General features: G+C 62.8%; 18 protein-coding genes, 1 CRISPR repeat array and 1 riboswitch (1 of these 20 running past the window's edge). Of the genes, 7 read left to right on the forward strand and 11 right to left on the reverse strand.

What is annotated here, in order from left to right:
- A CRISPR array of direct repeats spans positions 1-4,129; the repeat unit is 33 nt; unit sequence GTTTCAATCCACGCTGCCCGTGAGGGCAGCGAC; it begins 1,751 nt to the left of the window's first position.
- 462 nt (positions 4,130-4,591) lie between these two features.
- Genes cas2 through cas3 form a run of 7 tightly spaced genes read right to left on the reverse strand, consistent with a single transcriptional unit; the run spans position 4,592 to position 12,297 of the window.
- Positions 4,592-4,882, reverse strand: coding sequence for a CRISPR-associated endonuclease Cas2 (cas2, locus tag ACOFKT_RS16565; protein ID WP_419805090.1), 291 nt, complete (start codon positions 4,880-4,882; stop codon positions 4,592-4,594).
- Between the two features lie 6 nt (positions 4,883-4,888).
- A complete protein-coding gene (gene cas1c / locus ACOFKT_RS16570) occupies positions 4,889-5,920 on the reverse strand; it encodes a type I-C CRISPR-associated endonuclease Cas1c (protein ID WP_419805091.1) in 1,032 nt (343 codons plus the stop codon).
- A 2-nt stretch (positions 5,921-5,922) separates the two neighbouring features.
- Positions 5,923-6,576, reverse strand: coding sequence for a CRISPR-associated protein Cas4 (cas4, locus tag ACOFKT_RS16575; RefSeq protein ID WP_419805092.1), 654 nt, complete (start codon positions 6,574-6,576; stop codon positions 5,923-5,925).
- Between the two features lie 33 nt (positions 6,577-6,609).
- Complete coding sequence (gene cas7c / locus ACOFKT_RS16580) at positions 6,610-7,512, reverse strand: type I-C CRISPR-associated protein Cas7/Csd2 (RefSeq protein WP_419805093.1); 903 nt, start codon at positions 7,510-7,512, stop codon at positions 6,610-6,612.
- Entirely contained in the window at positions 7,509-9,359 is a 1,851-nt protein-coding gene (gene cas8c / locus ACOFKT_RS16585; RefSeq protein ID WP_419805094.1) for a type I-C CRISPR-associated protein Cas8c/Csd1, read from the reverse strand. The genes cas7c and cas8c overlap by 4 nt, the downstream gene beginning before the upstream one ends.
- The gene (gene cas5c, locus ACOFKT_RS16590; RefSeq protein ID WP_419805095.1) at positions 9,356-10,018 is read right to left on the reverse strand and encodes a type I-C CRISPR-associated protein Cas5c; all 663 of its coding nucleotides are present in this window, start codon (positions 10,016-10,018) and stop codon (positions 9,356-9,358) included. The genes cas8c and cas5c overlap by 4 nt, the downstream gene beginning before the upstream one ends.
- A gap of 23 nt (positions 10,019-10,041) precedes the next feature.
- Positions 10,042-12,297, reverse strand: coding sequence for a CRISPR-associated helicase Cas3' (gene cas3, locus ACOFKT_RS16595; protein ID WP_419805096.1), 2,256 nt, complete (start codon positions 12,295-12,297; stop codon positions 10,042-10,044).
- A gap of 418 nt (positions 12,298-12,715) precedes the next feature.
- Between cas3 and ACOFKT_RS16600 the strand changes: the two genes are divergently transcribed.
- A complete protein-coding gene (locus ACOFKT_RS16600; protein WP_419805097.1) occupies positions 12,716-13,498 on the forward strand; it encodes an amidohydrolase family protein in 783 nt (260 codons plus the stop codon).
- A 311-nt stretch (positions 13,499-13,809) separates the two neighbouring features.
- Positions 13,810-14,604: an SDR family NAD(P)-dependent oxidoreductase gene (locus ACOFKT_RS16605; RefSeq protein WP_419805098.1), complete on the forward strand. Its 795-nt coding sequence runs from the start codon at positions 13,810-13,812 to the stop codon at positions 14,602-14,604.
- Positions 14,605-14,757: 153 nt separating this feature from the next.
- Here the strand turns inward: ACOFKT_RS16605 and ACOFKT_RS16610 are convergent, their stop codons facing one another.
- Positions 14,758-16,149 carry an MFS transporter gene (locus ACOFKT_RS16610; protein ID WP_419805099.1) on the reverse strand — a complete coding sequence of 464 codons (1,392 nt, stop codon included), beginning with the start codon at positions 16,147-16,149 and terminating at the stop codon, positions 14,758-14,760.
- 93 nt (positions 16,150-16,242) lie between these two features.
- Here ACOFKT_RS16610 and ACOFKT_RS16615 point away from each other — a divergent pair, with 93 nt between their 5' ends.
- A complete protein-coding gene (locus ACOFKT_RS16615; RefSeq protein ID WP_419805100.1) occupies positions 16,243-16,467 on the forward strand; it encodes a hypothetical protein in 225 nt (74 codons plus the stop codon).
- A gap of 257 nt (positions 16,468-16,724) precedes the next feature.
- Here ACOFKT_RS16615 and ACOFKT_RS16620 read toward each other — a convergent pair whose 3' ends face one another.
- Positions 16,725-18,239, reverse strand: a complete 1,515-nt coding sequence (locus tag ACOFKT_RS16620) for an RDD family protein (protein WP_419805101.1) — start codon at positions 18,237-18,239, stop codon at positions 16,725-16,727.
- Between the two features lie 156 nt (positions 18,240-18,395).
- Between ACOFKT_RS16620 and ACOFKT_RS16625 the strand changes: the two genes are divergently transcribed.
- Positions 18,396-21,149, forward strand: a complete 2,754-nt coding sequence (locus tag ACOFKT_RS16625) for an LPS-assembly protein LptD (RefSeq protein ID WP_419805102.1) — start codon at positions 18,396-18,398, stop codon at positions 21,147-21,149.
- A gap of 10 nt (positions 21,150-21,159) precedes the next feature.
- Here ACOFKT_RS16625 and ACOFKT_RS16630 read toward each other — a convergent pair whose 3' ends face one another.
- Both ACOFKT_RS16630 and ACOFKT_RS16635 read right to left on the reverse strand, forming a co-directional pair.
- Positions 21,160-22,518: a voltage-gated chloride channel family protein gene (locus ACOFKT_RS16630; protein WP_419805103.1), complete on the reverse strand. Its 1,359-nt coding sequence runs from the start codon at positions 22,516-22,518 to the stop codon at positions 21,160-21,162.
- A gap of 13 nt (positions 22,519-22,531) precedes the next feature.
- A riboswitch (Fluoride riboswitch) is annotated at positions 22,532-22,604 on the reverse strand.
- Between the two features lie 57 nt (positions 22,605-22,661).
- Complete coding sequence (locus ACOFKT_RS16635) at positions 22,662-23,513, reverse strand: SDR family oxidoreductase (protein WP_419805104.1); 852 nt, start codon at positions 23,511-23,513, stop codon at positions 22,662-22,664.
- A gap of 111 nt (positions 23,514-23,624) precedes the next feature.
- Here ACOFKT_RS16635 and ACOFKT_RS16640 point away from each other — a divergent pair, with 111 nt between their 5' ends.
- The 3 genes from ACOFKT_RS16640 to ACOFKT_RS16650 all read left to right on the forward strand — a co-directional run bounded on the left by ACOFKT_RS16640 (position 23,625) and on the right by ACOFKT_RS16650 (position 25,714).
- On the forward strand, positions 23,625-24,185 hold the full coding sequence (locus tag ACOFKT_RS16640) for a TetR/AcrR family transcriptional regulator (RefSeq protein ID WP_419805105.1): 561 nt from the start codon (positions 23,625-23,627) through the stop codon (positions 24,183-24,185).
- A 48-nt stretch (positions 24,186-24,233) separates the two neighbouring features.
- A complete protein-coding gene (gene hemB / locus ACOFKT_RS16645; protein ID WP_419805106.1) occupies positions 24,234-25,223 on the forward strand; it encodes a porphobilinogen synthase in 990 nt (329 codons plus the stop codon).
- A gap of 143 nt (positions 25,224-25,366) precedes the next feature.
- Positions 25,367-25,714 (forward strand): hypothetical protein, encoded by a 348-nt coding sequence (locus ACOFKT_RS16650; RefSeq protein WP_419805107.1) that lies wholly within the window; start codon positions 25,367-25,369, stop codon positions 25,712-25,714.
- Positions 25,715-25,764: the final 50 nt, after the last annotated feature.

The following is a 25,764-nucleotide window of genomic DNA, read 5'->3' on the forward strand; positions in this document are numbered from 1 at the left end:
TCCACGCTGCCCGTGAGGGCAGCGACCTGTGCATTGGCCGGTGAAGCCCCGCGTGCTGTTGACGTTTCAATCCACGCTGCCCGTGAGGGCAGCGACAGGTACACGTAGGCGCACCCACCCACCCAGGGAGTTTCAATCCACGCTGCCCGTGAGGGCAGCGACCGTGTCGCCGCGCATCAGGCCACCATAGTTGTGCTTGTTTCAATCCACGCTGCCCGTGAGGGCAGCGACCCGCCGCGCCTTCGGACACCGATCCATCCGGGTTGTTTCAATCCACGCTGCCCGTGAGGGCAGCGACGCGGCGCTGGGCAAGCAAAGCTTCAGCGATATGGCGTTTCAATCCACGCTGCCCGTGAGGGCAGCGACGACCACCACCGCCACCCAGACCAGCCAGGACGCGGTGTTTCAATCCACGCTGCCCGTGAGGGCAGCGACCGGCATCGTCGACGACGCCTGGATTGAGGGCAAGGTTTCAATCCACGCTGCCCGTGAGGGCAGCGACTCGGTTCGCGGAACACTCGGACATCGGCTTGGCGTTTCAATCCACGCTGCCCGTGAGGGCAGCGACAACGACAAGGCTGGAACCGCGCACCTGTACGACACGTTTCAATCCACGCTGCCCGTGAGGGCAGCGACCTATGTCGACGTGGACAGCATTGAGGGCTGGGACGTTTCAATCCACGCTGCCCGTGAGGGCAGCGACCTGCTCGGCGTCAAAGGCTTGGTTCTGGATGTCGTTTCAATCCACGCTGCCCGTGAGGGCAGCGACGTTGGAGACGCCTCGCGTTGACAACCTGCCGAGTGGTTTCAATCCACGCTGCCCGTGAGGGCAGCGACTTGGGAAGTGACCGAAGGCGCGCTAACGGACGAGTTTCAATCCACGCTGCCCGTGAGGGCAGCGACAAGCAGTGTGCTGTTGGTCTGGCTTGCCGCGAAAGGTTTCAATCCACGCTGCCCGTGAGGGCAGCGACCGGCGGCAACTGGTGGGGCATCTGTCCGTCACGATGTTTCAATCCACGCTGCCCGTGAGGGCAGCGACGCTGGATCCACGCCGAGCGCGGCGAGGTCATGCTGTTTCAATCCACGCTGCCCGTGAGGGCAGCGACAGCGTGCCCTATGCGGGCGAGTACGAGGTGATCGTTTCAATCCACGCTGCCCGTGAGGGCAGCGACCAGCCACTGGAGCTCGCCAGTGTCGCGCCGGTGATGTTTCAATCCACGCTGCCCGTGAGGGCAGCGACGTTGGAATCGGTGCTGGGGTCGTGGATCAGATGCGGTTTCAATCCACGCTGCCCGTGAGGGCAGCGACGGCAGGTTGGCCGACTTGGACACAAGCTGCGCGGGTTTCAATCCACGCTGCCCGTGAGGGCAGCGACCGCTGACCAGCTTCACAAATACTTCGGCAACAGGTTTCAATCCACGCTGCCCGTGAGGGCAGCGACAGTCTCACGAAGCAGATAACACTGGCTTCTGGCAGGTTTCAATCCACGCTGCCCGTGAGGGCAGCGACGCTTCGCGCGGCTTCGGATCTCCGGGTGGTCGTCGTTTCAATCCACGCTGCCCGTGAGGGCAGCGACCCGCATCCTGAGCACTTCGCTCGACGCCGAAGACGTTTCAATCCACGCTGCCCGTGAGGGCAGCGACGCGGTAGTACGAGTTCCTGTTCTCGTCAATTAACGTTTCAATCCACGCTGCCCGTGAGGGCAGCGACATGCCCGGCCTGCTCGGTCGCACGGTTGCCGCAGAAGTTTCAATCCACGCTGCCCGTGAGGGCAGCGACGCCTCGGTCAGCAGTACGCGCGCCACCGGCACCGGGTTTCAATCCACGCTGCCCGTGAGGGCAGCGACACGGACTATGCGGACGAACTGAGTTTCGAGCAGGTTTCAATCCACGCTGCCCGTGAGGGCAGCGACGTCGGCGTGCCCGGCATCCGTGCGATCGGCGTCGTTTCAATCCACGCTGCCCGTGAGGGCAGCGACAGCTGACCGCTGCGGGCAGGGATGTTTGTGAGCGGTTTCAATCCACGCTGCCCGTGAGGGCAGCGACCCATCGCAACGGCCACCTGCGCCTCAGCTTTATCGTTTCAATCCACGCTGCCCGTGAGGGCAGCGACGCCCCAGCTCGTAAAGTGCATTCTCTTCCGTGCAGGTTTCAATCCACGCTGCCCGTGAGGGCAGCGACGCAGGTCCCAGATAAAGAACGTCAGCGCCGTGTAGTTTCAATCCACGCTGCCCGTGAGGGCAGCGACAAGCAACTTGTAATAAAGGCGGGCGGCAATGCTTGTTTCAATCCACGCTGCCCGTGAGGGCAGCGACGTGTTAGCGGCACCCGGCGTCAAGCCCAACCAGTGTTTCAATCCACGCTGCCCGTGAGGGCAGCGACCACCAGCCGCATCGAGTCCGAGTGCCCGATTGCGTTTCAATCCACGCTGCCCGTGAGGGCAGCGACGGTTGTCGATGTGCATCTTGCGTGCGTCGCCGAGGTTTCAATCCACGCTGCCCGTGAGGGCAGCGACGCAGCACCGACCCGGCTGAGCATCGGCGCTGTGCAGTTTCAATCCACGCTGCCCGTGAGGGCAGCGACTGCCAACCTGAGCGGTGCCAACCTGAGCGATGCCGTTTCAATCCACGCTGCCCGTGAGGGCAGCGACTAATTCCTGCGGAGGCGAAACGAAGTCACGGCACTGTTTCAATCCACGCTGCCCGTGAGGGCAGCGACGGAATATCCCTTGGTGGACAAGCTGCCGTACAAGTTTCAATCCACGCTGCCCGTGAGGGCAGCGACCAAGAACAACAAGGGCACCGTCGCCAACGCGGGGTTTCAATCCACGCTGCCCGTGAGGGCAGCGACGACCAAGATCCCGCTCAGTGAGCTGCGCTCCTGGGTTTCAATCCACGCTGCCCGTGAGGGCAGCGACGGAACGCCGGGTCCCCGGTGTTCACGTTCAGGAAGTTTCAATCCACGCTGCCCGTGAGGGCAGCGACTGGGGCACCTGCGAACAGGGCCTTGGCCGGTGCGTAGTTTCAATCCACGCTGCCCGTGAGGGCAGCGACACGGACTATGCGGACGAACTGAGTTTCGAACAGGTTTCAATCCACGCTGCCCGTGAGGGCAGCGACGAGGATGCCGCGCCATGCTCCCCAACCTGCCCCGTTTCAATCCACGCTGCCCGTGAGGGCAGCGACATGCCAACCGCATTGCGGCGCTCACCGATCCGGGAAGTTTCAATCCACGCTGCCCGTGAGGGCAGCGACGGCCCAGGTGGAGGCCGCGACGCTGCACGAGGCGAAGTTTCAATCCACGCTGCCCGTGAGGGCAGCGACTGGACGGGGCGACAAGGATGATGTCTCGGTCGATGTTTCAATCCACGCTGCCCGTGAGGGCAGCGACGCGCAGCAGCTCAATCGGGGACTTCTCGACAACGGTGTTTCAATCCACGCTGCCCGTGAGGGCAGCGACGCCCGTATGCGCGCGGCCAGTGATCGGGGATCTTGTTTCAATCCACGCTGCCCGTGAGGGCAGCGACGATGCGCCGCTCATCACGCATGACCCGTATCTTGTTTCAATCCACGCTGCCCGTGAGGGCAGCGACAATCCCTTATCTTTGGAGGTCGGTTCGCCCTTACGTTTCAATCCACGCTGCCCGTGAGGGCAGCGACCAGTGACGTTTCGCGGTACCTCATACCCCTTTTGGTTTCAATCCACGCTGCCCGTGAGGGCAGCGACATATAACTCACGGCGCAGTGGCCCCTCATCCGGGTTTCAATCCACGCTGCCCGTGAGGGCAGCGACACCAACCAAGCAGCACCAACCGCACAAGGAGCAACGTTTCAATCCACGCTGCCCGTGAGGGCAGCGACGCTAACAACCGGCGTCAAGCCCAGCCAATACCAGTTTCAATCCACGCTGCCCGTGAGGGCAGCGACGAGGAGGTGCCGATTTGGAAGGCCTAGATGAAAAGTTTCAATCCACGCTGCCCGTGAGGGCAGCGACACAACAGGTTATTGGCATCATTCAGGCCAGAACCTGTTTCAATCCACGCTGCCCGTGAGGGCAGCGACAATAGTACTGCGCAAGGGATACGGCCTATACCTAAGTTTCAATCCACGCTGCCCGTGAGGGCAGCGACGGCACCTATTGTAAAGGGTTGTCTCTTTTGCACTTAGGAGAGCTTGCACGCGAACCCTGGGGAGGGTAGGTGAAAGTACTCGTGGATCTCTTCTGCTTTTTCGCAAGTGAAACGTGTACAAGGTTTTGCAAGCTGCGCGAAACGGCCAGGGAAAGCGTGCCTGCTTTGGGTCCGCGCAAACTCTTGTCCCAGGAGATGCGCTCACTCGAGCGGGCCAGCCGAAAGCTGTTTCTTGTGGCATCGCGCTGCTCCGATGAAAGGCAGGGCCTTCGCTGCGCTCAGGAGGACAATCCTAAATGAAGAAGGAATTACAGCTGAGTGGAAGATGCTCTTATGCTGTTTCTTGTGGCATCGCGCTGCTCCGAGAGAAGGCAGGTCCTCTCCACTTGCCAGGCTCAGGGGCAGGGGCAGTCTAAGGATACTGGGAAGAGATCCAGGAGCTACATCTGGTTAGAACATGCTTTAGAGGATGAGCGGACCCTGGGGATCGTAGGCCGGCTTTGCGCCGACATGCTCAACCCGACGCTTCCATTCATTTCCTAAAAAGTAGAAGCGAAGACTGTCCTCTGCTGGAGCTATCTCGCCAAGTAGCGAAGCGCGAAACGAGACCCACTGGGCGGCGTCGACCAAACATTCAAAAACGGAGTGCTGCACTCTTTGCCCGCGGTCTTGGCAGAGCTTTGCCACACGGCGCAAACGTTTCCGCCCTGCCCCGTCGCGAGTGCTTACATCGTAGCTGACCAGCACTAACATTGTGAGTTATCTCCAAAGGAACGCCGGATACCCATCCAGGCCACCTCGGATGTAACGTGCGAGGAGAAGCGCCTGGGTGTAAGGCACAAGGCCGAGCGGGATGCGCTCGCGCAGAAATGGATGTTCCATTTCCTCCTGCTTGCGTTGCTGCCAGGCGGTAATGACCTGCTTGCGGGTGGATTCTTCCAGCAGCGTGGCGTTGCCGTCCTGCACGGCAAAGCCGGACGGCTGCACCTGCCGGCGATTGATGAGGGTAAGCACCAGGCGATCGGCCAGTGGCGCGCGGAGTTCTTCCATCATATCGAGCGCCAGGCTGGGCCGGCCGGGCCGGTCTGTGTGCAGAAATCCAACTGCTGGGTCGAGGCCAACCGTTTCCAGCGCGGATTCTATGTCGTGACGCAGCAGGGCATAAACGAAGCTCAACAGGGCGTTGGTGCGGTCCAGCGGCGGCCGCCGCGACCGACCGTTGAAATGAAAGCTCGCGCGATCACCCCCGAGCATTTCATTGAAGACGGAGAAGTATTCCTGGCCTGCGAGTCCCTCGTAACCGCGCGCCGCATCAATGGTTTGGGCCTTTGCAGCATCCAGGCCGGTCCACTGCAGGCGTGCCGCAGCGGCGCGGAGCAGCGAGGCGCGGTCTGCATCGTTTGTTTCTCGAGCGGCGCGCAACACGACAGTACGGCTGTTCGCAACCTTGGCTGTGACGATCGCGCGCACCGTGGGCAAAGCCGCATCGCCTGCGTCGCAAAGGCGAAACTGCTGCCGGCGCAGCAAAACGTTGCCAGAGACGGCGCCCTGCACGCGTGCCAGGAAGCGGCCCTGCTCGGTAAGCAAGGAAACGCCCACACCATGTTCGCAGCACAGGGACAGCACGAAGGGCGAGCACATCACATTTCCCCAGCAGACCAGTCCTTCCAGGGTGTGTACGGGCACGCGAAGCTTTTGCTCTTGACCGACTTTGACGGAGACGGTTTCACCGTCGCGGTGCAGGTATGCACCTTGCGTCATCACATGCAGCGTGTTGAGCAGCTTGCGCATCGTCAGCCTTCCTCACGCAGGATGCGGTTGGCGTCCAGATGCCAGCTATTTGCTATGTTCACGTGTTCCGTTGCCGCAGGCAGGCACACGTGAACCAGGGAGCAGTTGCGGCAGTGCGCCGCGGGTTGGGCGGCGGGCGTTATGCGTGCCTCATACAACCGGTGCATCTCGGCCGCAAGGCTTGCGGTCCTCTGGCGCAGACCCGTGGCAAACACGACATCCATGCGCCGGCGGGGATCGCCATAGAAGATGGCGCCCGCGGGAACGGGCACTCCCAGCATCTCTTCCAGGCAGAGCGCCTGCGCACACAACTGCACCAGGTCACAATCGTTCGGCTTGCGTTTCCCGCGCTTGTACTCGACGGGAAACGGCTCGGGCCGGAACTCCACCACATCTGCGCGACCGCACAGCCTGTGCTCGCGGCTTTCGAGCATGAGCCCGCGCACGGTGCGAAGTTCGCTTCGCCGCGATTGGCCCGGCAGGTCTGCTTTTTCATGCAGCAGCTTTCCTTCGGCGGTCAACCGATTCTCAGCCCATGCCTGCTCCAAGTGGATCAGCGCCCATTGCCGCGGACAGAATGCAAGGTGCTGCAGACCGCTGATCGGCAGCACGTCCTCGCCTTTGGTTTGTGCCTGCCGCTGTGCGGAATCTTGCATGCTTGCACTCCCGTGATGTTTGTTGGCCCGGCGTTAGACCCACTCCTCGACAGTGATGCCCTCGGGCAGCTCACCAGTCACCTGAATGGTGTAATCGTGGCGTGATCGCGGCGGACGATTCTCTGCGTGCAGCTCTGGCTTGAGCCTTGCTGTGACCTTGTCGAAGAGGACGTCAGCGCGAGCATTTCCGGTGGACTTCTCATGCCGGAAGGCGATGCAACGCACGGGCGACATGAGACCGCGCGCGGCGGAGCGATCCAGTTCGAACATGCTGTTCAGCGCCTGTTTGAAGAGGGCGAGGTCGTCTTCGGAGAAACCGGTTTGTCCGGCGAGCGAAGCGTTGATGAATCCGTAACCGCGATACAGGCCGTAGGGTACGGTGAACTTGCGGCCGATTTCCCGCTCTTTCTCTTCTTTTTCTTTGGTCACAGCGCACCGCGTAATCGCGAACTCTGCGGACACGATTGGATCAAGACTGCGTGCAAAGGTGAATTGGATCGGCCCCCGCACTTGGCCAGCATTGACCTCGGTCGTCATCACCGCACCAAACGCTCGAATGTCGAAGAAATTAAGGCACATCCATTTGGTAAGCCGACGAGCATCGGCTTCATTCTTCGGCAGCTTTTTGGGTTCGGGATCGAGGCGCAGCGCACTGTAAGCCTTCCGATGTTCTGCATTCAGCACGCCCCGTTCGCGCACATAAATGTTGAACTGAGGCGCTGCTGATTCTACGTCGGAATCAGCATCTGCGGCTGTCGTAGTATCGGCAACATAGTTGCGGATTTTGCGCTTCAGACATACGTCGGTGACCAATCCCTGGTTGGTCTCCGGGTCGATGCGCGGCAGGTTCCCGGCATCCGGATCGCCGTTGGGGTTTCCGTCGGTCACGTCGAAAAAGAAAACAAAGTCATAACGGTTTTGAACGGGCTGGGTCATGCTGCGGTCTCGGCCTCCTCGGGCACAAATTCTTTGTCTGGTTGTTCTTTGGCCTTGTAAAAATCCTGGCGCTGCTGAAAGTAGCCAACGATGAACTCGCCCTGCTGTTCCAAAGTCAGCTGGCGCGGAAAGGCGAACGGCTTGGATTCCATGATGGCGCCGAGCAGGCCGGTCAAGTATCGCTTGCTTCCCTCCCGCAGCTTGCGGGTGTGGTGGTTGTTCAACACCAGCAGCCGCGGCAAGACGAGCAGCGGTGCCGCCGCCGCCGCGCCGAAGAATCGGTCCTTGATGGTGGCATTGAGCCTTGCGTTGGGATTGTCCTGCGTAACGCTCTGCTCCTGCGCGCGCTCCAGCACCGCGAAGATGCGCCCGCAGCGGTAAGCGAGGCTGCTGTTCTGTTCGTTGAGTTCCATCACAATCTCCGAAGTTTTCGTCCACACCGGTGCAGCGTGCATGTCCGGCGCTTCTTTCTGTTTGCGTGCGTTGCGAACCAGCACGGACTTGATTGCGCTGACGCGTGCCCATGCCACGTCACCATCGGACCGGATGCGACGAATCACCGTCGCCAGCAGCGCTTGCGGGTAGGGTGCCCCGGTGAGGATAGAGCGTGCCAGTTCGCCGGCGAGTTGCGGGGAGGTGGCTTTGGTGTCATACGACTTGACGCGGCCTGTGGCCTTGTCACGCTCGGCACGGCCGGTTGCCTGCACAATCTGCCAGACCGCGAGCATGCGGCCATCCCGCCCGCCACCGAGCGCGAGATCCTGCACATGCTCGGCCAGGTTTTGGCGCAATTCGCTCGCGTCCTGCTCGATCCACAGACGCACCGACAGGCGCGACGCATTGGGCGAGAGTCCGAGGATGAAAAACTTCGTCGGCCGCTCCGGTTCGTCGAGTACCGTGTTGCGTATGCCGTCGCGTAACTGCATCAGCAATCGTTTCGCCTGCTGCACGCGAATGAAGTCCTCCTCCGGCGGGTCTTCGGGAGGGCTGCTGAAGATGCCACCCAAGGCTCCCTCAAGCGGCGTGGGATGGTCCGCCCAATAGACCACGGTGGTGTCACCCAGGCTGATGCGCTTCTCCCGATCACTCAGCAGCGAGTTCAGCGCGTTGGTGTAGCGGAAGGTAACGCCCTGGCTGACGGGTGCGTTGTAGCTCTGGCTTCTGCCGTAGGATTCGAATGCAGACGCGTTGAATGAGACAAGCAGGGCGCCCGAACTTTGCGCACCGCTTACGCCCTTGATCTTTGGCTCATGCAGCCGTGCGACGGGTTCGAATCTGCCAGTGACCAGACAGTGACCAGCAATTTCTTGCGCATCGGACACGCGGTTCGCCGCAGTAATCTCGACCGTTTCGTGGACGTACTTGCGCTCACCCACAATCCTGAAGACACCGAAGTTCGTTGCGATCTCTGACAATCTGGCCGCGTGTGGTTCTGCCTGCTCTGGCGTCCAGGTACGCAGGAATGTACATACCGCGCTGAACGACGGATCGTTCACCTGTGCCTCAAGGGAGAGGTGCCGCTCGCGCGACGCTTCAAACGCTCGCGTTGCGCGTTCCGCACGCACGGGATCGGCACACCAGCCCAGCAGGTATTCCGCGTTGTCCCAGAGAAAGCACGGGTTTATTCCCGATCCTGAAGGCTTGCTCTGTCCCGGCACAACGATCGAGCGCGCCCGCTGCTGCTTGCCTTCTTCAATCCGCTCGTCCGCAAAGCTGTGCAGCGTCCCATCGGGATGCAGCACGACCGCAAAGCTGATTCTCTGGACGGATTTACCGGGCAGCGCCAGCTCCGCCTTGCCCTCCGCCACAATGCGGTCGTAATGCTCCGCGAGACGTTGCAAGATCATGCGAACGCCTCACCCAGTACAGGAATCTCGATCACGCCGTCTCGCATGGTGGCGCGGAAGAAACGTGCCTGCCGGTTCTTTGGATCGGAGAATTCCAGGTCGTGCAGCATCCATCCCAGGTCACGCTCACCCAATAATGTGTTGTGCGGTAACGGCAGGTGATCGTCGTGCTCCAGCAGACGAAAGTGAGCCGCAAACTCACGGCAACCGAAATAGGGTCGCGTAAAGCATTCCCCGCGACGTGCCCGCCGCTGGAACTGGTCCAGGTGCTTGGCGGCGTTTTCCGGCCCGCTCAGGATGTCGAAGTGCGCTTCGATCAGGTATCGCACATCTCGCAAGAGCAGCGCGGCCCGTTGCTGCCGGTCGTCGGTAATGACCTGTTGCAATACGCCTGTGCCGGCCTTCATCACCTTGCGCGCCGTGCCTTCCGGAATCTTCTCTGCGAGCTCATTCCGGCGAAGAGAGGTGAAACGGATCGGTCGCAGCACCGTGATGCGATCCACGACCCAGCGAATCTCCGGCTTCCAGTACACGGCTTCCAGCACACCGCGTGCCGCGGAAGGAGTCATTGCGTCGTAACTCACCCGCTCTACTTTCATCTCCGGGCGGGTGAAGCACGCCCACTCACCCCAGCACTCCAGACGTACCCCGAAAGCCAACGACGTTCCCTCCAGCAGTTCTGCTATCCAATCAGCGTCTCCAATCCGTAGCCATCAAGCCGTAGACCGGTTGTACCGTCGTACAAGTCCGCCCGTATCAAGAGGCTCAACCCCGAGGGGTGCGCCACCACGGCGTGATCGGCAACTAGGCGATCGTGCGCACGTTTGGGAACGGAAACCAGATATGGTTGCAGTTTGCGTTGTGGTTGATAGGCTACATGCCCGGAACTCAGTTCGTCTATGAATTTCTGAGCTTCGGGGGTGAAGGGAACCAGGATTTGCACTTGCTGGTCCTGAATGATGCGATAGCGGGCTTCAGCCTGGCGGAATTGGAAGACGAGTTGCCCGCCCACGCGGTCGAGCCGGAAGCACTCCATCACCTTCTTCGCATCCCACTGGCTGCGGTGCTTCCAGTAAAGCTGGTAGAAGTACTCCTGCACCGCCGCGGGGGAGAGGGGGTCGTCGCGAAATTCCGGTTGTGCGAATACCTCGCTGCCCGCCTGACGTGCCTGTTCGAGAAAGCCGGTAAGCCGCCGTTCCGGCGTGTCGAAGACGTGTGTGATGCCCGAGGGCAGCAGGCCTTCGCGGTTGCAGCGGCCAGCCGCCTGGGCGATGGAGTCCATTCCCGCCGCAGCCCGGTACACCACGGGAAAGTCGAGATCGACGCCGGCTTCGACCAGTTGAGTGCTCACCACCCGGCAACAGCGGCTGGCGTCGCGCACCCGCTCGCGAACGGTCTGCAGCACCTGCCGCCGGTGTGCCCCGCACATTAGTGTGCTCAGGTGAAAGCACTCGTCCAGCGGTACTTGTTGCGCAATGGCCTGGAACAGCGCCAGCGCATGGGGGCGTGTGTTCACGATGCACAACGCGCGGGTTTCAGCGGCAAGCCGATCCGCGAGCTCCGCATCCGTCAACGCACCTGCATGGCGCACGTCGACCCGCCGCAGCGCCTGGAAGAGCGTCGCGGTATCCGCAACAATGGGCCGCACGTTCTCGATTCCGATTGAGAAGTCGTCACGGCGCTCCAACGCGGGTTGTGTCGCGGTACACAAGACCACCGAGCATTTGTAATGCTCCACCAGTTCGCGCAACGCTGCCAGTGTGGGATCCAGCAGTTCCACCGGAAGCGTCTGCGCTTCATCCAAAACAATGACGCTGTTCGCGAGATTGTGAAGCTTGCGGCAGGGCGATGTGCGGGCCGCGAACATACTCTCAAAGAGCTGCACGTTCGTGGTGACCACCAACGGCGCGTCCCAGTTTTCCGCTCCTAGTTTGTTCGCGCGCGTCTCTCGTTCCGGCTCCACGTTTGTGTGGTGCTCAATCAGTCCGCCGTGCGCGATGTTGCCCAGCGCCTCGCGATACACGTCGGCCGTTTGCTCGATGATGCTGGTGAACGGGATGGCCACGATCACGCGACGCTTCTTCCACACGGTGGCATGCTCCAAGGCGAACAGGAGCGAGGCCAGCGTCTTGCCTCCTCCCGTGGGGACCTGCAAAGAGAAGAACCCTGGCTCGTTTGTGGCGGCTGCGATGCACTGCTGCTGCACACGGGTGCGTTGCTGGTTTACCGCGGTCATTTTCGCCGAGGTTTGCTTCTGCTCCACATGGCTGCGGATTGCAGCATGCAGCTGGACGATGCCCGGCCTCGCTGCGGCGCGCTGCTTTGCCTGTATGGGGTCGGCAAACTGTTCCGTACACGTACGGTCTGCGTCGACCAGGGTGGAGAAGGCCATGCGTGTGAAGAAGGCGAGCGCGAAGTCGAGACGTTGCCCGGTTCGAAGGCGCGGATCGTCAGCAAAGGCCGGCAGCCTGGGAATGCGCAGGTGCAATTGCGGATCGGGAACATGCGGGATCGAGTGTGCAGCCTTGAGACGCTGCTGCAACGTAGAGCAATCCGCATCCTCCGCCGAACTCCAATCCGGAAGACCCGCATGGTGACCGGCGACGCAGAAGGCAAGCAGCACCCCAGCTTGCCGGTCCAGACCGGCAAGGTACCGCGCGCCAAAGGTGCTGTGGTCCACGCGCCCCACGGATTTAGGCGCAGCTTCCCCTGCATCCTCCGCTTCGCGTTCTCTGGCGGCGTGGCTCTTGTGCAGGTACTCCTGAAAATTTCTGGAAGCCTTGCCAAGATCGTGTGACATGCCCAGCACGCGACCCCATTCAGTTGCGTCGAAAGCTCTGGCCAGAGCAGCAGCTTGATTTGAGACTGCCTCAAGGTGGGTGGACAGCAGCTCCCAAGAAGCTTCGTCTTGTCCGGCGAGTGTGTGGGCGTAAAGCATGCAATTAGATAATTAGGCGCTTTCAGTAATCGGTGTTGACGTGCATCCGTCTTGGCCTTTTGTAGAGGGCTGTGTCCTAAATGAGATTTTTGGTCTTACCAGACTGTCTGGTTCAATGTAACTTGCCGCATCCTTTCTGGTGGCAGCTTGATTGCTGATTCCTTGGTCTGATACCAGGATTTACGCTGCCGGGACGGTAGCGCTCCTCGTTCGCGACAACTCGCATCAGAATACTCGCAGGATTTCAACAGAACGGAAGTATGGGTGGCTTGCGACAGGAAGGCGTATCTTGCGATTCGACCTAACAAAGCAGACAGGTTCCAAGCATCGCGCATGCGGCCGGTGATAAGGCCGGTCATCGCCAACCAAGCTTGAGAGATACGTTATGCCAGCAGGAAGAGCAGCAAGGGAGAACAGAATGAAGATCATTTGTGTCGAGGAGCATACATCGGACCAGGATCTGTTGAAGGCGGGGCAGCCGAAGCTGATGGCGGAGGCAAAGTACTTCACCGAAGTGGGTTCCTACTTCAACGGGAACGTCGACGATGGAGATGACAAGTTACCGCAAACGATCAACTTTCAGACTTCGACCAAGCTGCTGCCGGATCTGGACGGCGGGCGTCTTGCACTGATGGATGAGCACGGGATCGATATGCAGATCCTTTCCTACAGCAATCCATCGCAGAACGCGCCGGCCGACGTGCAGGTCCAACTTACGCGACAGGCCAATGACAGGCTGGCTGAAGCCGTGCGGGCCAACCCGTCGCGCTTCGGCGGATTCGCGTGCTTGCCATGGGGACAACCAGAGGCTGCGGCCGAGGAACTCGAACGTGCGGTGAAGGAACTGGGTTTTGTGGGCACGCTGCTGCTCGGGCGTCCTGGCGATACGTTTCTGGATGATGCTCGCTACGACCCGGTTCTGGCGAAACTGAATGAACTGCGTGTCCCGATTTATCTGCACCCGGGATACCCGCTGCCGCAGGTACAGCAACCCTACTACGGAGGCCTGGGTACGGAGGTGACCGCGAGATTGTCACTGTTCGGATGGGGCTGGCATAACGAAGCCGGTGTGCATCTGCTGCGGTTGTTGCTGTCAAAGAAATTTGATCAGTTTCCGAATCTGCAAGTAATTAGTGGACATTGGGGAGAGATGGTTCCTTTTTACCTGGCCCGGCTTGACGATTCCATTCCGCAAAGGTAACGGGACTATCCCGTTCGATCACGGACACATTCAAGCAGCACGTGTATGTGACGCCAAGCGGCATGATGTATCTCCCCCAGTTCGAATTCATTCACAAGGTCGTGGGAGCGGACCGGATTCTGTATTCCGTGGATTAACCCGTATCTGACGCTTTCGGGTGCCCGGCGCTTTCTGGAATCGCTCGCGGTCAGCCAGGAGGACAAGGAAAAGATGGCACACGGGAACGCAGAGCGGCTGTTTGGTATGTAGCGCTGCCAAGATGACTTCGCCAGCGAAATGCTGCACGCTCGAAACGCGCGAGAATGAGAGTCATGGCTGAGAACTTCTTTGACCTGACTGGAAATGTGGCGGTGGTGACCGGAGCTTCGCGCGGGCTGGGGCAGTACTTTGCGCGAGCGCTGGGGCGGGCCGGGGCGAGGCTGGTCGTGACCTCGCGCAAGGTGGAAGACTGCGAGCCGTTTGTGGCTGAGTTGGCGGGCATGGGTGTCGAGGCGAAGGCGGTCGCGCTGGATGTGCGGGACCGGGAGAGCATTGCGGCGTTTGGGACGGCGGCGGAGGCGGCGTTCGGGAAAGTCGACATCCTGGTGAACAACGCCGGCCTGAACATTCGCAAGCCGGCGCTGGACGTGACCTGGGACGACTGGAACACGGTGCTGGAGACGAACCTGCGGGGTACGTTCTTTGTATCGCAAAGTGTGGCGCGCGGCATGATCGCGCGAGGGTATGGGCGGATCATCAACATCAGCAGTGTGACGAGCGTGTTTGGGTATGCGGGGTTGGCGCCGTATGGTGCGAGCCGCGGCGGCGTGCGCCAGATGACGATGAGCCTGGCCGATGACTGGGGGCCGCACGGCATTACGGTGAATGCGCTGGCGCCGGGGTGGTTCAAGACGGAGCAGAACCGCGCGATGTACGAGGACGCGGGATGGGTTGAGTACCTGGTGGAGCGCATCCCGGTGAAGCGGCCGGGAGCGCCGAATGACCTGGATGGTGCGATTGTGTTCCTGGCGAGCGAGGCGTCGCGGTACATGACGGGGCAGAACTTGTTGATCGATGGCGGTATCAGCGTGGGAGCGACGCGGGCGCTGCTGCAGAAGAAGGGGTAGGCTGCGGGGTCCGTAGCGCAAGTTCGTTGTTCGTTGCTCCCGTTGCACGTTGCTCCCGTTGTTCGTGTTTCGTTCAGGCCGTTGGTGGTGAACGAGAGGGACGAAGTACGGGAGCGACGAAGTACGAGAGAGACGAAGTACGAGAGCGACGAGTTACGGCAGAGACGCGATCGGTGTGTCGCGCAGGGCGGCTTGCACGTCGATTGATTCCACGCGGCCCAGCAGAAAGATGTAGGCGAGGATGCCGACGCACAGGATTGCCGTGGCGATGCCGAAGGCCCAGGCGAAGCTGTGTGTGCGTTCGTAGACGAAGCCGGTGATGATGGGCGCGAGGATGGCGCAGATCTGGTTGGAAAAGTTAAGGATGCCGCCGACGCGGCCGGTGCTGGAGTCGGGGACGAGGATGGACGGCCCTGCCCAGCCGACCGGTGCTGCCGCGGACAAGCCGCCGATGGCGATGGAGATGGCAAGCAGCGCCTGCGGGACGGTGGTGGCGAAGGCTGCGCCGAAGAGGCCGAGGCCGCACAGGGTGCCGCAGACGAGCACGACCTGGCGAACGCGCCCGGCGTCGCGGCCGCTCTTGATGAGCCAGTCGACGAGAAGGCCGCCAATGAGGAACTCCGCCGCGACGGCGACCAGCCAGGGCATGCCGGTGAATATGAAGGATTTTGCGTCTGTGATGTGAAGCTGGCTCGACAGGTACTTCGGCATCCACGTCATGAGCAGGTAGAAGACGTAGTTGTAGCCGGCGTAGCCAAGGGTGAGGCCAATGACCTTGCGCTGGCGCAGAAGCGTGCGCAGCGGGATGGGCGGTACGGCGTTTGCCTCGGCCGGAGGCATGCTTTCTGCGATGAGGCCGTTGATTGCTCGCCTTTCTTCCGGGCTGATGATGCGGCCATCAGCGTAGGTTTTGGCGTCGGTGTGCTCGGCAGCGAATTGCTGCTGCATGTCTCGCAAGCTGTGGCGCTTCGGCTCGCGGTAGAGCAGGGCGAACAGCGCAAGAAATCCGAAGGAGAGCAGCGCCGTGACCCCGAAGGAAAGCCGCCATCCGATGCGCAGGAGCAAGAGGCCGAGCAGGGGCACGCCTGTGGCGTTGGCGAGCTTGGAGGCGCTGTCAAAGATGGAGGTGGCCAGGGAACGTTCGGCTTGCGGAAACCACAGGCCGACGGCCTTGGCGTTGGCTGGGAAGGTGGGCGCTTCACCGATGCCGAGCAGGAGCCGCGCCAGGAAGAAAAGCAGAACGCCAGGCGCGAGACCCGCCGCGAGCGACGCGACACCCCACACCGCGATGCCCCAGATCATGACGCGGCGCACACCCACTTTGTCCAGCACCACGCCCATGGGCAACTGGCAGGCTGCGTAGGTCCAGGAGTAGGCCGAGAGCAGGAAGCCGAAGGTGGACTCGCGGATGCCGAAGGCGGCGATGAGGGCGTTGTGCGAGACCGTAAGGTTGACGCGATCGTAGTAGTTGACCAGCACGCCCAGGCCGAGCAGCATGCCGATGGTCCAGCGGTAGCGGTCCGGTGCGGCGGGGTTTGCAGGCATGCGGGCAAGTGTAGCTGGCGGGAGGTTTGGCATGCGCATCGCCGTCGCGGGATACGATCTTCCTGTTAGTTTTGGAAGTGAGGTGGCGTTGCGATGCTGAACTATGGTCCCACTACGCTCATCATGTTCTCGGTCTTCTTGAGCGTGTTCGTCGGCATTCTGATGAACCGCAGGGATGCGACGTCGCTGAAGGATGACATGAACCGGCAGTTCGATGGGGTTAACCGTCGATTTGACGAGGTCAATCGGCAATTTGTCGAGGTGCATGACCATTTGAACCGCATCGACGAGGACCTTCGCGAGTTCTACGGCATGTAGAAGAAGCTGGAAGGGCGTGTCGACGAGCTGTCGCGGCGGTAGTTGGGGGACGGCCAGGCAGAGATGCAGGTTTCTCCACGAAGCAGGCGCAAAGAGCGCGCCTGCTTCGGTCGAAATGACAAGGCAAAGGCGGAACAGGGCCTGTGATTACAGTCCTACTTTGAACAAATGACACTGTCGAAGGCGGAACCCGGATCCAAGCGGATTCGCGTCCGTGCGTCAGACACCCACGAGCGTGGGTCGATACGCGGAAACGCTTAGTAGGCGCGTTGGTACATGCGGGAGATGCGGTCGTGCCAGCCCAGTTTGTCGTCGTCGAGCAGTGCCCAGGCGAAGCCGAGGCCGAGCGAGACGGCGCTGAGCGCCATGGCGAAGAGGCGGCGCCGCATGGCTGAACGGGTGGGGTTGTCGTCGCCAAAGGTGCATAGCGCAATGCGTGCGTAGCGCATGCCCATGGTCTGCCCGGTCAGCGTAAAGCTGAGCAGGAGGTAGCCGATGCCGAAGAGCAGAAGTGTGACGGCGGACGCGCCCAGGGCAAAGAGTCCGGTCGGCAGAGCGTCGCCGGCGCACGCAGCGGCGGCTACGGCCAGCAGGAACGCGGTCCCGACGCAGCAGGCGTCGACGGTGGCGGCCATGATGCGGCGCTCCAGGGGCGCGGCGTAGACGGGCAGAGCGAGCGAAACCTGGGCGTCGGGCTGTGCCGTTTCGTGCGGGGCGGTCCAGCTGTCCAGGTGAATGGACGACCACTCGGGCAGGGTGCTGGCGGGCTCGGCGGCTGGTGCCGTGCTGAAGGAACTGGCTTCGACCTCAAAGATGCGAAGCTGCGCGCGCTCGGGGGCCAGGTCGGCGTCTTCGCGCAGCGGGCCCTCGGCCAGCCGGGGACGTGCCTTGCGGGCCGCGACGAGCTGGCGCGGGAACTCGATCAGGTTCGCCGGGATGGGCGTGGGCGGCTCCGGGGATTCGTCGACTGGGAGCGCGAACCTGGCGGGAGCGATCGAGACTTCCGCGACGGTTGGAGCTGGGAGCGCCGCTGCTGCGGAAGTTGGGAGCGCCGCTGCGGTTGGGATTTCGTGGAGAGGCGTGGGTGGGGTAGTCGCCGGGGCCTCAAGATGGAGCGCGGCTGCGGTTCTGGCGGTGGCGTCCCCCTGGGATGCGGATGCGGATGCGGTTGCGGAGATTGTGGCGGTGTCGCGCAGGGCTTCGGACGGTGCCAGGACTGGGTTCTGATGGGTTGGCTCGGCCGCCATGGGCATCGGCAGCAGAACACCGGATTCCGGCAGCGCCGGCGGGGCGAACTGTGCAGGCTCGGCAAGTGGCGGCTGGGTGGCTGGGGCGAACTGACGCTCGTCCCAGGCGAGCATTTCCTCGATGAGCTGCTGCTGTGCCGCAGCTACGGCGTCGGCGTTGCGGCGGGCGATTTCAGCGGCGGCCTCGGCCTGCCGGGTTGCGGTTTCAGCCTCGTGTTGCAGGAAATCCCGGTAGGACTGCGACTTGGCAAACCGCGCAGCCACGTTATCGGCGATGCGGCTTGGCTTCCCGGACGTCCAATCGGCATCCGTACCCGAATCGATTCCCGGCAAAGCGTGCTGTGCCGCTGCGTGCGCGGCAGCGGAGGCGTGCCGCGTGCCGCCGTGACTGCGGCGCTGGCGATGCTGCTCCAACCGTTCCGTAACGGCGCGGCGCAGCGCCTGGGCCTCGCGGGCCTGCGCCTCGGACGAGGCGGCATGATGGTGGGGCAGTGGATCGAGCGGCATGGGAACGGCAGTGCTCAACGGTGGAACTCGCTTTCCGTGATAATCAAGGGAACGGCTGTGCGAGCGAGTAGCAGATTTGAGATCACTCCTGGGAGCGTCCCGCGCCGCCTCTGCTTATCGCTGGCTGCCGTCTGTTGCTTGTGTACCACGCAGGCAACTGCTTTCCATGCGCGGTTGTATGCCCAGGAGGTAGCGAGGAAGGCACCTTATTCCCAGGGTGCGCCAGCGGGCGACAGCACCGCACCAGAATCGCTGCCGGAGGACCCCGCGGCCTCGCGGTATCCGATGCTGGAGGAGTTGCCGAGTGGGCGCACCAGCCGTGCCGACGTCCGCGCCGATCGGGAAAGCTATGCCCGCGGCCGCGTCGTGCTGGATGGCCACGTCGCGATCCTGTACGGCGGCTACACCATTAACGCGGACCACGTGGAGTACGACCGGAACACGGGCCAGCTGGATGTGGCCGGTCACTTGAAGCTGACGGGCGGTAAGGCCGATGAAGTTGTGCAGGCAGGTCACGGCACGTTTAACTTGCGCACGGAAGCCGGTACGTTCTATGACGTAGCGGGGTCGGTGGGGCTGCGACAGGGCGCCAGCAACCGCATTTACACAGTGGGCAACCCGTTTCTGTTTGAGGGGCGCATGCTGGTGAAGAACGGCCCCGGCGATTACGAGATTTTTGACGGGAGCGTGACCAGTTGCCAGCTGCCGCGGCCGGACTGGCGGCTGACCAGTGCGCATTTTTCCGTGCACAACGGCAAGGCCGCCGCGCGCGGCACCGTGTTTCGGCTGCTTGGCGCGCCCGTTTTGTACCTGCCGTATGTTTCGCACCCGGTGCCGAAGGAGGGTTCGGACCAGCGGCAGAGCGGCGTGCTGATTCCGGTTGTCGGCCAAAGCTCGACCAAGGGGCTGGTGCTGGGCGAGCAGATTTATTTCGCGCTGTCGCGCTCGACCGACCTGACGGTGGGCGCGGAATATTTTAGCCGCCGCGGATGGCAGCAGTCCGCCACGTTTCGCTACCGCGGCCGTGATTCGGCCTTTCTGAACGCGCACTACAGCAACCTGCTGGATCGCGGGTTTCAGGGCACGATTCTGCAACCTGGTCCAAACGGCACGGTGGTGTCGACGGTCGGCAATGTGAACCAGGGCGGCGAGGATGTGGCGGTGAGTGGACGCAAGGATTTCAGTCCGCACCTGCGCGCCGCCGTGAATGCCGAGTACCTGAGCAGCTACGCCTACCGGCAAGCCTTTACCGATACGTTCAACCAGGCGGTGGCGACCGACATTGTGAGCGACGCGTTCGCCACCTGGCACAACAACGGCTTTGTGGGCAGCCTGGAAGCCGACCGCTACCAGGGCCTGAAGCGAACGATCACCGGAGAGCAGGTGCGCATTCTGCACCTGCCTCAGCTGGACCTGGAGGCGATGGAGCATCGCCTTGGCGACACGCCGCTGCTATGGAGCGGGACGGTGCAGAGCAGCGCGATCAAGCGCACGCAGGGCAATCCCACCGCCTCCAACCAGTTCAACACCGGCGTGGTGGAGCGATTTGAGGTGCGGCCCGTGGTTTCGCTGCCGCTGCACTTCGACGGCTTTGCCCTGCGCGGCACCGCGGCTCTGCGCGAGACATGGTATTCGCAGTCGCGTGCGCCCTCGCCGCTGCCGGGATCTACGCCGCAGGAGCGCCCAGGCGCGTTGAGCCGCACCGTGTTTGAGGGCGAAGCCGAGTTTCGCACGCCTGTGCTGGAGCGCACCTTCCGGGGCGGCCCGTTTCACAAGCTGCTGGGCCGCGACCTGCGCCACACGATTGAACCCGAGGTGCGGTACCGCTATGTGACCGGCGTGGACGACTTCAACCGCACGCTGCGGTTCGACGCGCGCGACGTGGTCAGCAACACCAACGAGGTGGAGTACGGTGTGACGCAGCGGCTGTTTCTGCGCCCGGCGAAGGTGCGGCCGTGCGAGGTGGGCGAGTTGCCGAATGCGGATGACGGGTTCGGCGGCGGTCGGCTCGGGCCGCGCGCGATTCCGGCGCTGGGGCCGGCGACCTCGTCCAGTACGGCATCTTCGCCAGGGGTGCCGGACACGCCGGCGGTAGAGAGTGATGGGCCTGCTGAAATCGCCGACGCGACGCCAGTTCCAGCACGGGCGAGTGGCGGCAGCATTCCCGGTCTGCCGAACGCGGGTCATCGCGCCGTCAGTCCCGAGGATGCGACGCCCACATGCGGCGGCACGCGCGAAAGCCTGCGCTGGCGCATCGTGCAGCGGCGCTACCTGAATGAGACATTTGGCAAGAACGTGCTGGTCGCCGGAACGACGCCCGCGCCGAGCCCAACCAACCCGAACCCGCAGCCACCGCCCCTGCGCAACGTGCTGGAAACCACGCTGGACCTGAGCGGCGTCGCGTTTCTGACCGGGCAGCCGCGAGCCCTTTCGCCCATTGTGAGTGAAATGCGGCTGAGTGCCACGAGCCACCTGGATCTTGAGTGGGACATGAACTACGACACGGTGCTCGAAAAGTTCACGCAAAGCAACACCTTCCTGGACGTTCACGACGGGGACTGGTTCGGTGGCGTGAGCTACGCGCGGCTGAACGCGCCCGGGCGCTTTCAGCGATTCGACGTGGCGACCAACCAGAACACCACGTCGCTGCTGAGTGACTTCAGCCAGATGCGCGTTCTGCTGGGGTACGGCACGCCGCTGAAACGCGGCTTTAGCGCGGCCGGCAACGTGGGCCTGGACCTGACGATTCCGCAGCCGCAGTACGGCGCGTTGCAGGTGAACTACAACTGGAACTGCTGCGGGCTGAGCGTGGAATACCGCAAGTATGAGCTGGGCAGCGTGCGTAACGAGAACGCGTACCGTTTCAACTTCACGCTTGCGAACATCGGCACGGCGGGCAATCTGCGGCGCGCCGAGCGGCTTTTCTAAAGCGGCTCTTCTAAGGAAGCGAGCGACGTTCTACGGGCCCTGCGGGGCCGGTGTCCGCGTCTTGGTGCATCTTGGCTTCCAAGGCCAGCGAAGGGCCCTGTTCAGCCGCTGCCCCAATGCGCTTGCCCCTGCCCAGGCGTTGTGCGCTGTAGATGCCGGCATGGCCGGAGAAGAGATAGCTGACGACGCAGGCGATGCCGGCGTACGCTCCGGCTTCGGCGCCGAACAGCTCCATGGCAAGGAAGGTGGAGGCCAGCGGCGTGTTGGCTGCGCCGGCAAACACGGCGGCCAGACCCATGCCCGCCAGCAGCGACGACGGCAGCGGCACGATGCCGGACAGGGCGTTGCCGAAGGTGGAGCCGATGTAGAACAAAGGCGTAACCTCTCCGCCTTTGAAGCCTGTGCCAAGGGTGGCGCAGGTGAAGAGGAACTTGCCGACGAAGTCGTAGGGCGCGACCCCCGTCTGAAAAGCCGCCGCGATGGTTGGCAGACCCAGGCCGATGTACCGGGACGAGTGCGGAATTGCAAAGGCGGCGGCGGTCACGATCAAACCGCCTGCAAAAGGCCGCAGTTCAGGGCGCGAGATCAGGCGGCGAGCGGTACCCGAAACGAAATGCGTCGCCTTTGCGAAGGCCTGGGCGACAAGGCCGAAGGCGATGCCGGTTACGGCGGCGTACAGAATGGTTGCGGGACGGAGCGCGGGAACCTGTGCCACGCGATAGATGGCGTGGTGCACGCCGGGCAGATAGTTGGCGATGAAGCGCGTCGTGAGATCGCCGGCGAACGCGGCGAGGAAGCACGGGGCGATTGCGTCGTAGCTGAGCGTGCCAATGGCAAGGACTTCAATGCCGAAGACGGCGCCGGCCAGCGGTGTGCCGAAGATGGAGCCGAAGCCTGCGCTGATGCCGGCCATGAGCAGGATGCGGCGGTTCGCGGCGGACATGCGCAAAGGGCGCGCAAGCTGGTCGGCCAGCGAAGCGCCGGTCTGGATGGCCGTGCCTTCGCGGCCCGCGGAGCCGCCGAACAGATGGGTGACGAAGGTGCCGATCAGGATGAGCGGCGTCATGCGCACGGGGATCACGTCGCGCGGGTCGTGCACCTCTTCCAGGATGAGGTTGTTGCCGGCCTCGACGGATTTGCCGAAGTGTTTGTACAGGAGGCCGACCAGCCAGCCCGCGGGCGCGAGCAGCAGGATGAGCCAGCGATGTGTTTCGCGCAGGTCCGTTGCAAGCGTGAGAGACGCGAGCAGCACCGCGGACGCGACGCCCGCCATGACCCCGGCATACAACGCGACCGGGATCCAGCGGACGAACTCAACGAGCAGGCGAAACTGGTCCGTTGCGGATTTCTGAAGCGAATGGGGAAGCAAGGCGCACTCCTACGAAGATGTAGGAGTCATCAGCATCGGCGGCAACGGTGCCGAGCGTCGCGGCGAACTCCATCGCCTGAACTTGTACTGCCGACGATAGCAGCGGTCCGGGGCAGGGTCAAACGGCCCTGTACCCCGCACCTTTATTTCTTTGGGAACCCGAACATCTTCGCGAAATAGCGGTCCATCATGCGCGTGGGCATCAGGTTCGGCAGGGTCCACTCGCGGAACTTGCGAGGGATCACTTCGTAGCGCAGCTTTGGCTTTCGCGCGGTCATGGCGTGCCAGGTGGCGTCGGCGACGCGCGAGGCGGGCAGACCCCGTTTGCCCATGTCGGCCAGGCCTTCTTCGAACTTGCGCAGGGCGCCAGCATAGGGTGTGTCACGGTACTGCTCCAAGTCGCTGGTCTCGCCCTTGCCCCAGATGGGCGTGACGATCGCGCCCGGCGCAATGATGCTGACTTCGATGCCGAACAGAAGGAGTTCCCGCCGCAGCGATTCGGACATGCCCTCCAGCGCGTGTTTCGATGCGCTGTACGCGCCCATGAACGGAAAGCCCGCCTCGCCGGCGACGGAGGAGATCTGCGCGATTCGTCCCGGCCGGCCCTGCCGCGAGCGGTCCGCGCCCAGCAGCGGCGCAAATGCCTGTTGCACCTGCACAGGGCCGGTGAAGTTCACGTCCATTTGCAGTTGCAAGGTCTTCAGGGGCATGTAAAGCAGCGGCCCGGCGACGGACAGGCCGGCGTTGTTGATCAGGCCGGAGAGCGTCTGTCCGTTCAGCGCTGCGGAGACCTTTTCCGCAGCGGAGGCGATCGCGCCTGCGTCGGTCACATCGAATTCGAGTGGGGTGACCCCGAGCTCCCGCTGCAGCCGCTCCCCATCCGCTGCCTTGCGCACGCTGCCGAAGACCTGCCATCCGCCTTTCGCGAACCGCTCCGCGATGGCATAGCCGATGCCGGTAGATGCCCCTGTAATCACGATCGTATTTTTGCTCATGCCTGAATCTCCTGTTCCATGATGTACACCATACGCCTTGATGGTGTACATCGTACACTTAGCCAGATGATGCGCAGCCCGGAACGGATGCGAAGAAAGTAAACTGGAAGCGTGCCCGCCGTAGCCAAAACCGACCGGGAAGCCATTTTGCAGGCGGCGCTTGTGCGCCTTCGCCGAGATGGCCTGCCCGCGCTTTCGCTGCGTTCCCTTGCGGCCGACGTGGGCATTGCGACCAATGCGCTGTACCACTATTTTCCAAGCCGGTCTGACCTGGAGAACGCGCTGTCTGACCGGGCCGCGTACCGGATGCACGCGGCGCTGCAGCGGGACCTGGCGCGGCGATCCCGGGAGGCGAAGCTCAGCCCCGCGGACCGGGTCAGCACCCTTGCCGCAGGCTATTTGCGGTTTGCGCAACGCGAGCCGCACCTGTATGCCGCGATGGTTCACGGCCCTTGCAGCACAGGCGAGACAACCGAAGGCCACACCGCCCTTTGGCAGCTGGTGTATGAGGCCGCGGCCGCCCTGCACGGCGAGGCGGAGGCGAGCCACGCGGCGGTGAGCCTGTGGGCTCTGTTGCACGGCACGATCTCGCTGCTGCAGGCCGGTGCGCTTTCCATGAAGCCGGACGAGTGCATTCGTTTCGGCCTGCAGGCGTGGATGCAGGTGCCGTGATGTTGCCGTCACCGGCTTCCGCTTTGCCGACCCACTAGACTAGTGGCTATGGTTTACCCTGCCACGCGCATGCGCCGCCTCCGCCGCTCCGAAGCGATGCGCTCGCTGGTGCGCGAGACGTACCTGCGCCCGTCGCAGCTGATCTACCCGCTGTTCATCTGCCCCGGCGAGGGTGTGCGCAAGCCGATCGGCTCCATGCCCGGCGTACACAACCTGTCGATCGACGAGGCGCTGAAGGAAGCGGCGGAATGCGCCGGACTCGGCATTGGCGGCCTTCTGCTGTTCGGCTTGCCTGAGGCAAAGGACGAGCTGGGCACCGGCGCCTACGCCAACGACGGTATCGTGCAGCAGGCCTTGCGCGCGTTGAAGCAGGACCGCGCGCTCGACCCGCTGGTGCTCATCGCCGACGTTTGCCTGTGTGAGTACACCAGCCACGGCCACTGCGGCGTGCTGGTGCATGAGCGCGGCGAGGTGCACGTACACAATGATCAATCGGTACCGCTGCTGGCCCGCGCCGCCGCTTCGCTCGCCGCGGCGGGTGCGGACATTGTGGCGCCCAGCGACATGATGGATGGCCGCGTTGCCGCCATGCGCGAGGCGCTGGATGAGGGCGGGCACACCGACACGCCGATCCTGAGCTATGCCGCGAAGTTCGCTTCGGCGTTCTATGGTCCGTTTCGGGATGCGGCCGATTCCGCGCCGCAGATGGGCGATCGGCGCGGTTACCAGATGGACGCCGCGAACGCCCGCGAGGCCATGCGCGAGATCGAAGGCGACATTGCCGAGGGTGCGGACATGCTGCTGATGAAGCCGGCCGGACCGTACCTCGACGTTATTCGCGCTGCCCGCGACCGGTTTGACCTGCCGATGGGCGCGTACCAGGTTTCCGGCGAGTACAGCATGCTGCACGCCGCCTTTGAACGCGGCTGGCTTGACCGCGACCGCGCGATGCTGGAGAGCCTGCTGGGCATTCGGCGTGCCGGGGCGGATTTCATTGTGACCTACTTTGCGAAGGACGCCGCCCGCCTGCTTGGATAGCGGAATACCTCCGCCCGCTTCGCGCGCAGTCTCATCCTGAGCGCAGCAGGTGCTTGCACCGAAGCATCTGCTTTCTCCGTGTCGCCGACGTCATCTCAGCTCAGAGTTCCCGGCGCATCGAATACACTTAGCGCAGGAAGCCAATGAGCAACGAAAATACCCTTCAAACCATCAAGCTCGCCATTCAGGACATCGTTGCTCCGGAAGTACGTGAACTCAAGGCCGAACTGAAAGGTCTGAGTCACCGTATGGACCAACTGGACCACCGCATGGACCAACTTGAGCGGCGCATGGACGATCGGTTCGCATTGGCGGAGCGGCGTATGGACGAACGCTTCGAAGCCTCGAACGCCCGCAGCGACGCACAGTTTCAGGCAATCCTTGCAGCAATCGCGCGCAGCACCGCCGAGAACGAGTTGATGGTCTACAAGCAGATCACACCACTCGCGCAACGCATCGCCGCACTCGAGACTGCTCGCCCCGCAGCATAGCGACGCCTGGGTTCCAGGTGCACAGTGTGACGCACTTCGCCCAGCATCGC

The sequence above is a fragment of the Terriglobus sp. genome (assembly GCF_965201105.1).
Classification (GTDB): domain Bacteria; phylum Acidobacteriota; class Terriglobia; order Terriglobales; family Acidobacteriaceae; genus Terriglobus.

Excerpts from the sequence above, each read along its gene's own strand:
- cas2 (WP_419805090.1), bottom strand. The coding sequence starts at position 4,882 with ATGTTAGTGCTGGTCAGCTACGATGTAAGCACTCGCGACGGGGCAGGG.
- cas1c (WP_419805091.1), bottom strand. The coding sequence starts at position 5,920 with ATGCGCAAGCTGCTCAACACGCTGCATGTGATGACGCAAGGTGCATAC.
- cas4 (WP_419805092.1), bottom strand. The coding sequence starts at position 6,576 with ATGCAAGATTCCGCACAGCGGCAGGCACAAACCAAAGGCGAGGACGTG.
- cas7c (WP_419805093.1), bottom strand. The coding sequence starts at position 7,512 with ATGACCCAGCCCGTTCAAAACCGTTATGACTTTGTTTTCTTTTTCGAC.
- cas8c (WP_419805094.1), bottom strand. The coding sequence starts at position 9,359 with ATGATCTTGCAACGTCTCGCGGAGCATTACGACCGCATTGTGGCGGAG.
- cas3 (WP_419805096.1), bottom strand. The coding sequence starts at position 12,297 with ATGCTTTACGCCCACACACTCGCCGGACAAGACGAAGCTTCTTGGGAG.
- ACOFKT_RS16600 (WP_419805097.1), top strand. The coding sequence starts at position 12,716 with ATGAAGATCATTTGTGTCGAGGAGCATACATCGGACCAGGATCTGTTG.
- ACOFKT_RS16605 (WP_419805098.1), top strand. The coding sequence starts at position 13,810 with ATGGCTGAGAACTTCTTTGACCTGACTGGAAATGTGGCGGTGGTGACC.
- ACOFKT_RS16610 (WP_419805099.1), bottom strand. The coding sequence starts at position 16,149 with ATGCCTGCAAACCCCGCCGCACCGGACCGCTACCGCTGGACCATCGGC.
- ACOFKT_RS16615 (WP_419805100.1), top strand. The coding sequence starts at position 16,243 with ATGCTGAACTATGGTCCCACTACGCTCATCATGTTCTCGGTCTTCTTG.
- ACOFKT_RS16635 (WP_419805104.1), bottom strand. The coding sequence starts at position 23,513 with ATGAGCAAAAATACGATCGTGATTACAGGGGCATCTACCGGCATCGGC.
- hemB (WP_419805106.1), top strand. The coding sequence starts at position 24,234 with ATGGTTTACCCTGCCACGCGCATGCGCCGCCTCCGCCGCTCCGAAGCG.
- ACOFKT_RS16650 (WP_419805107.1), top strand. The coding sequence starts at position 25,367 with ATGAGCAACGAAAATACCCTTCAAACCATCAAGCTCGCCATTCAGGAC.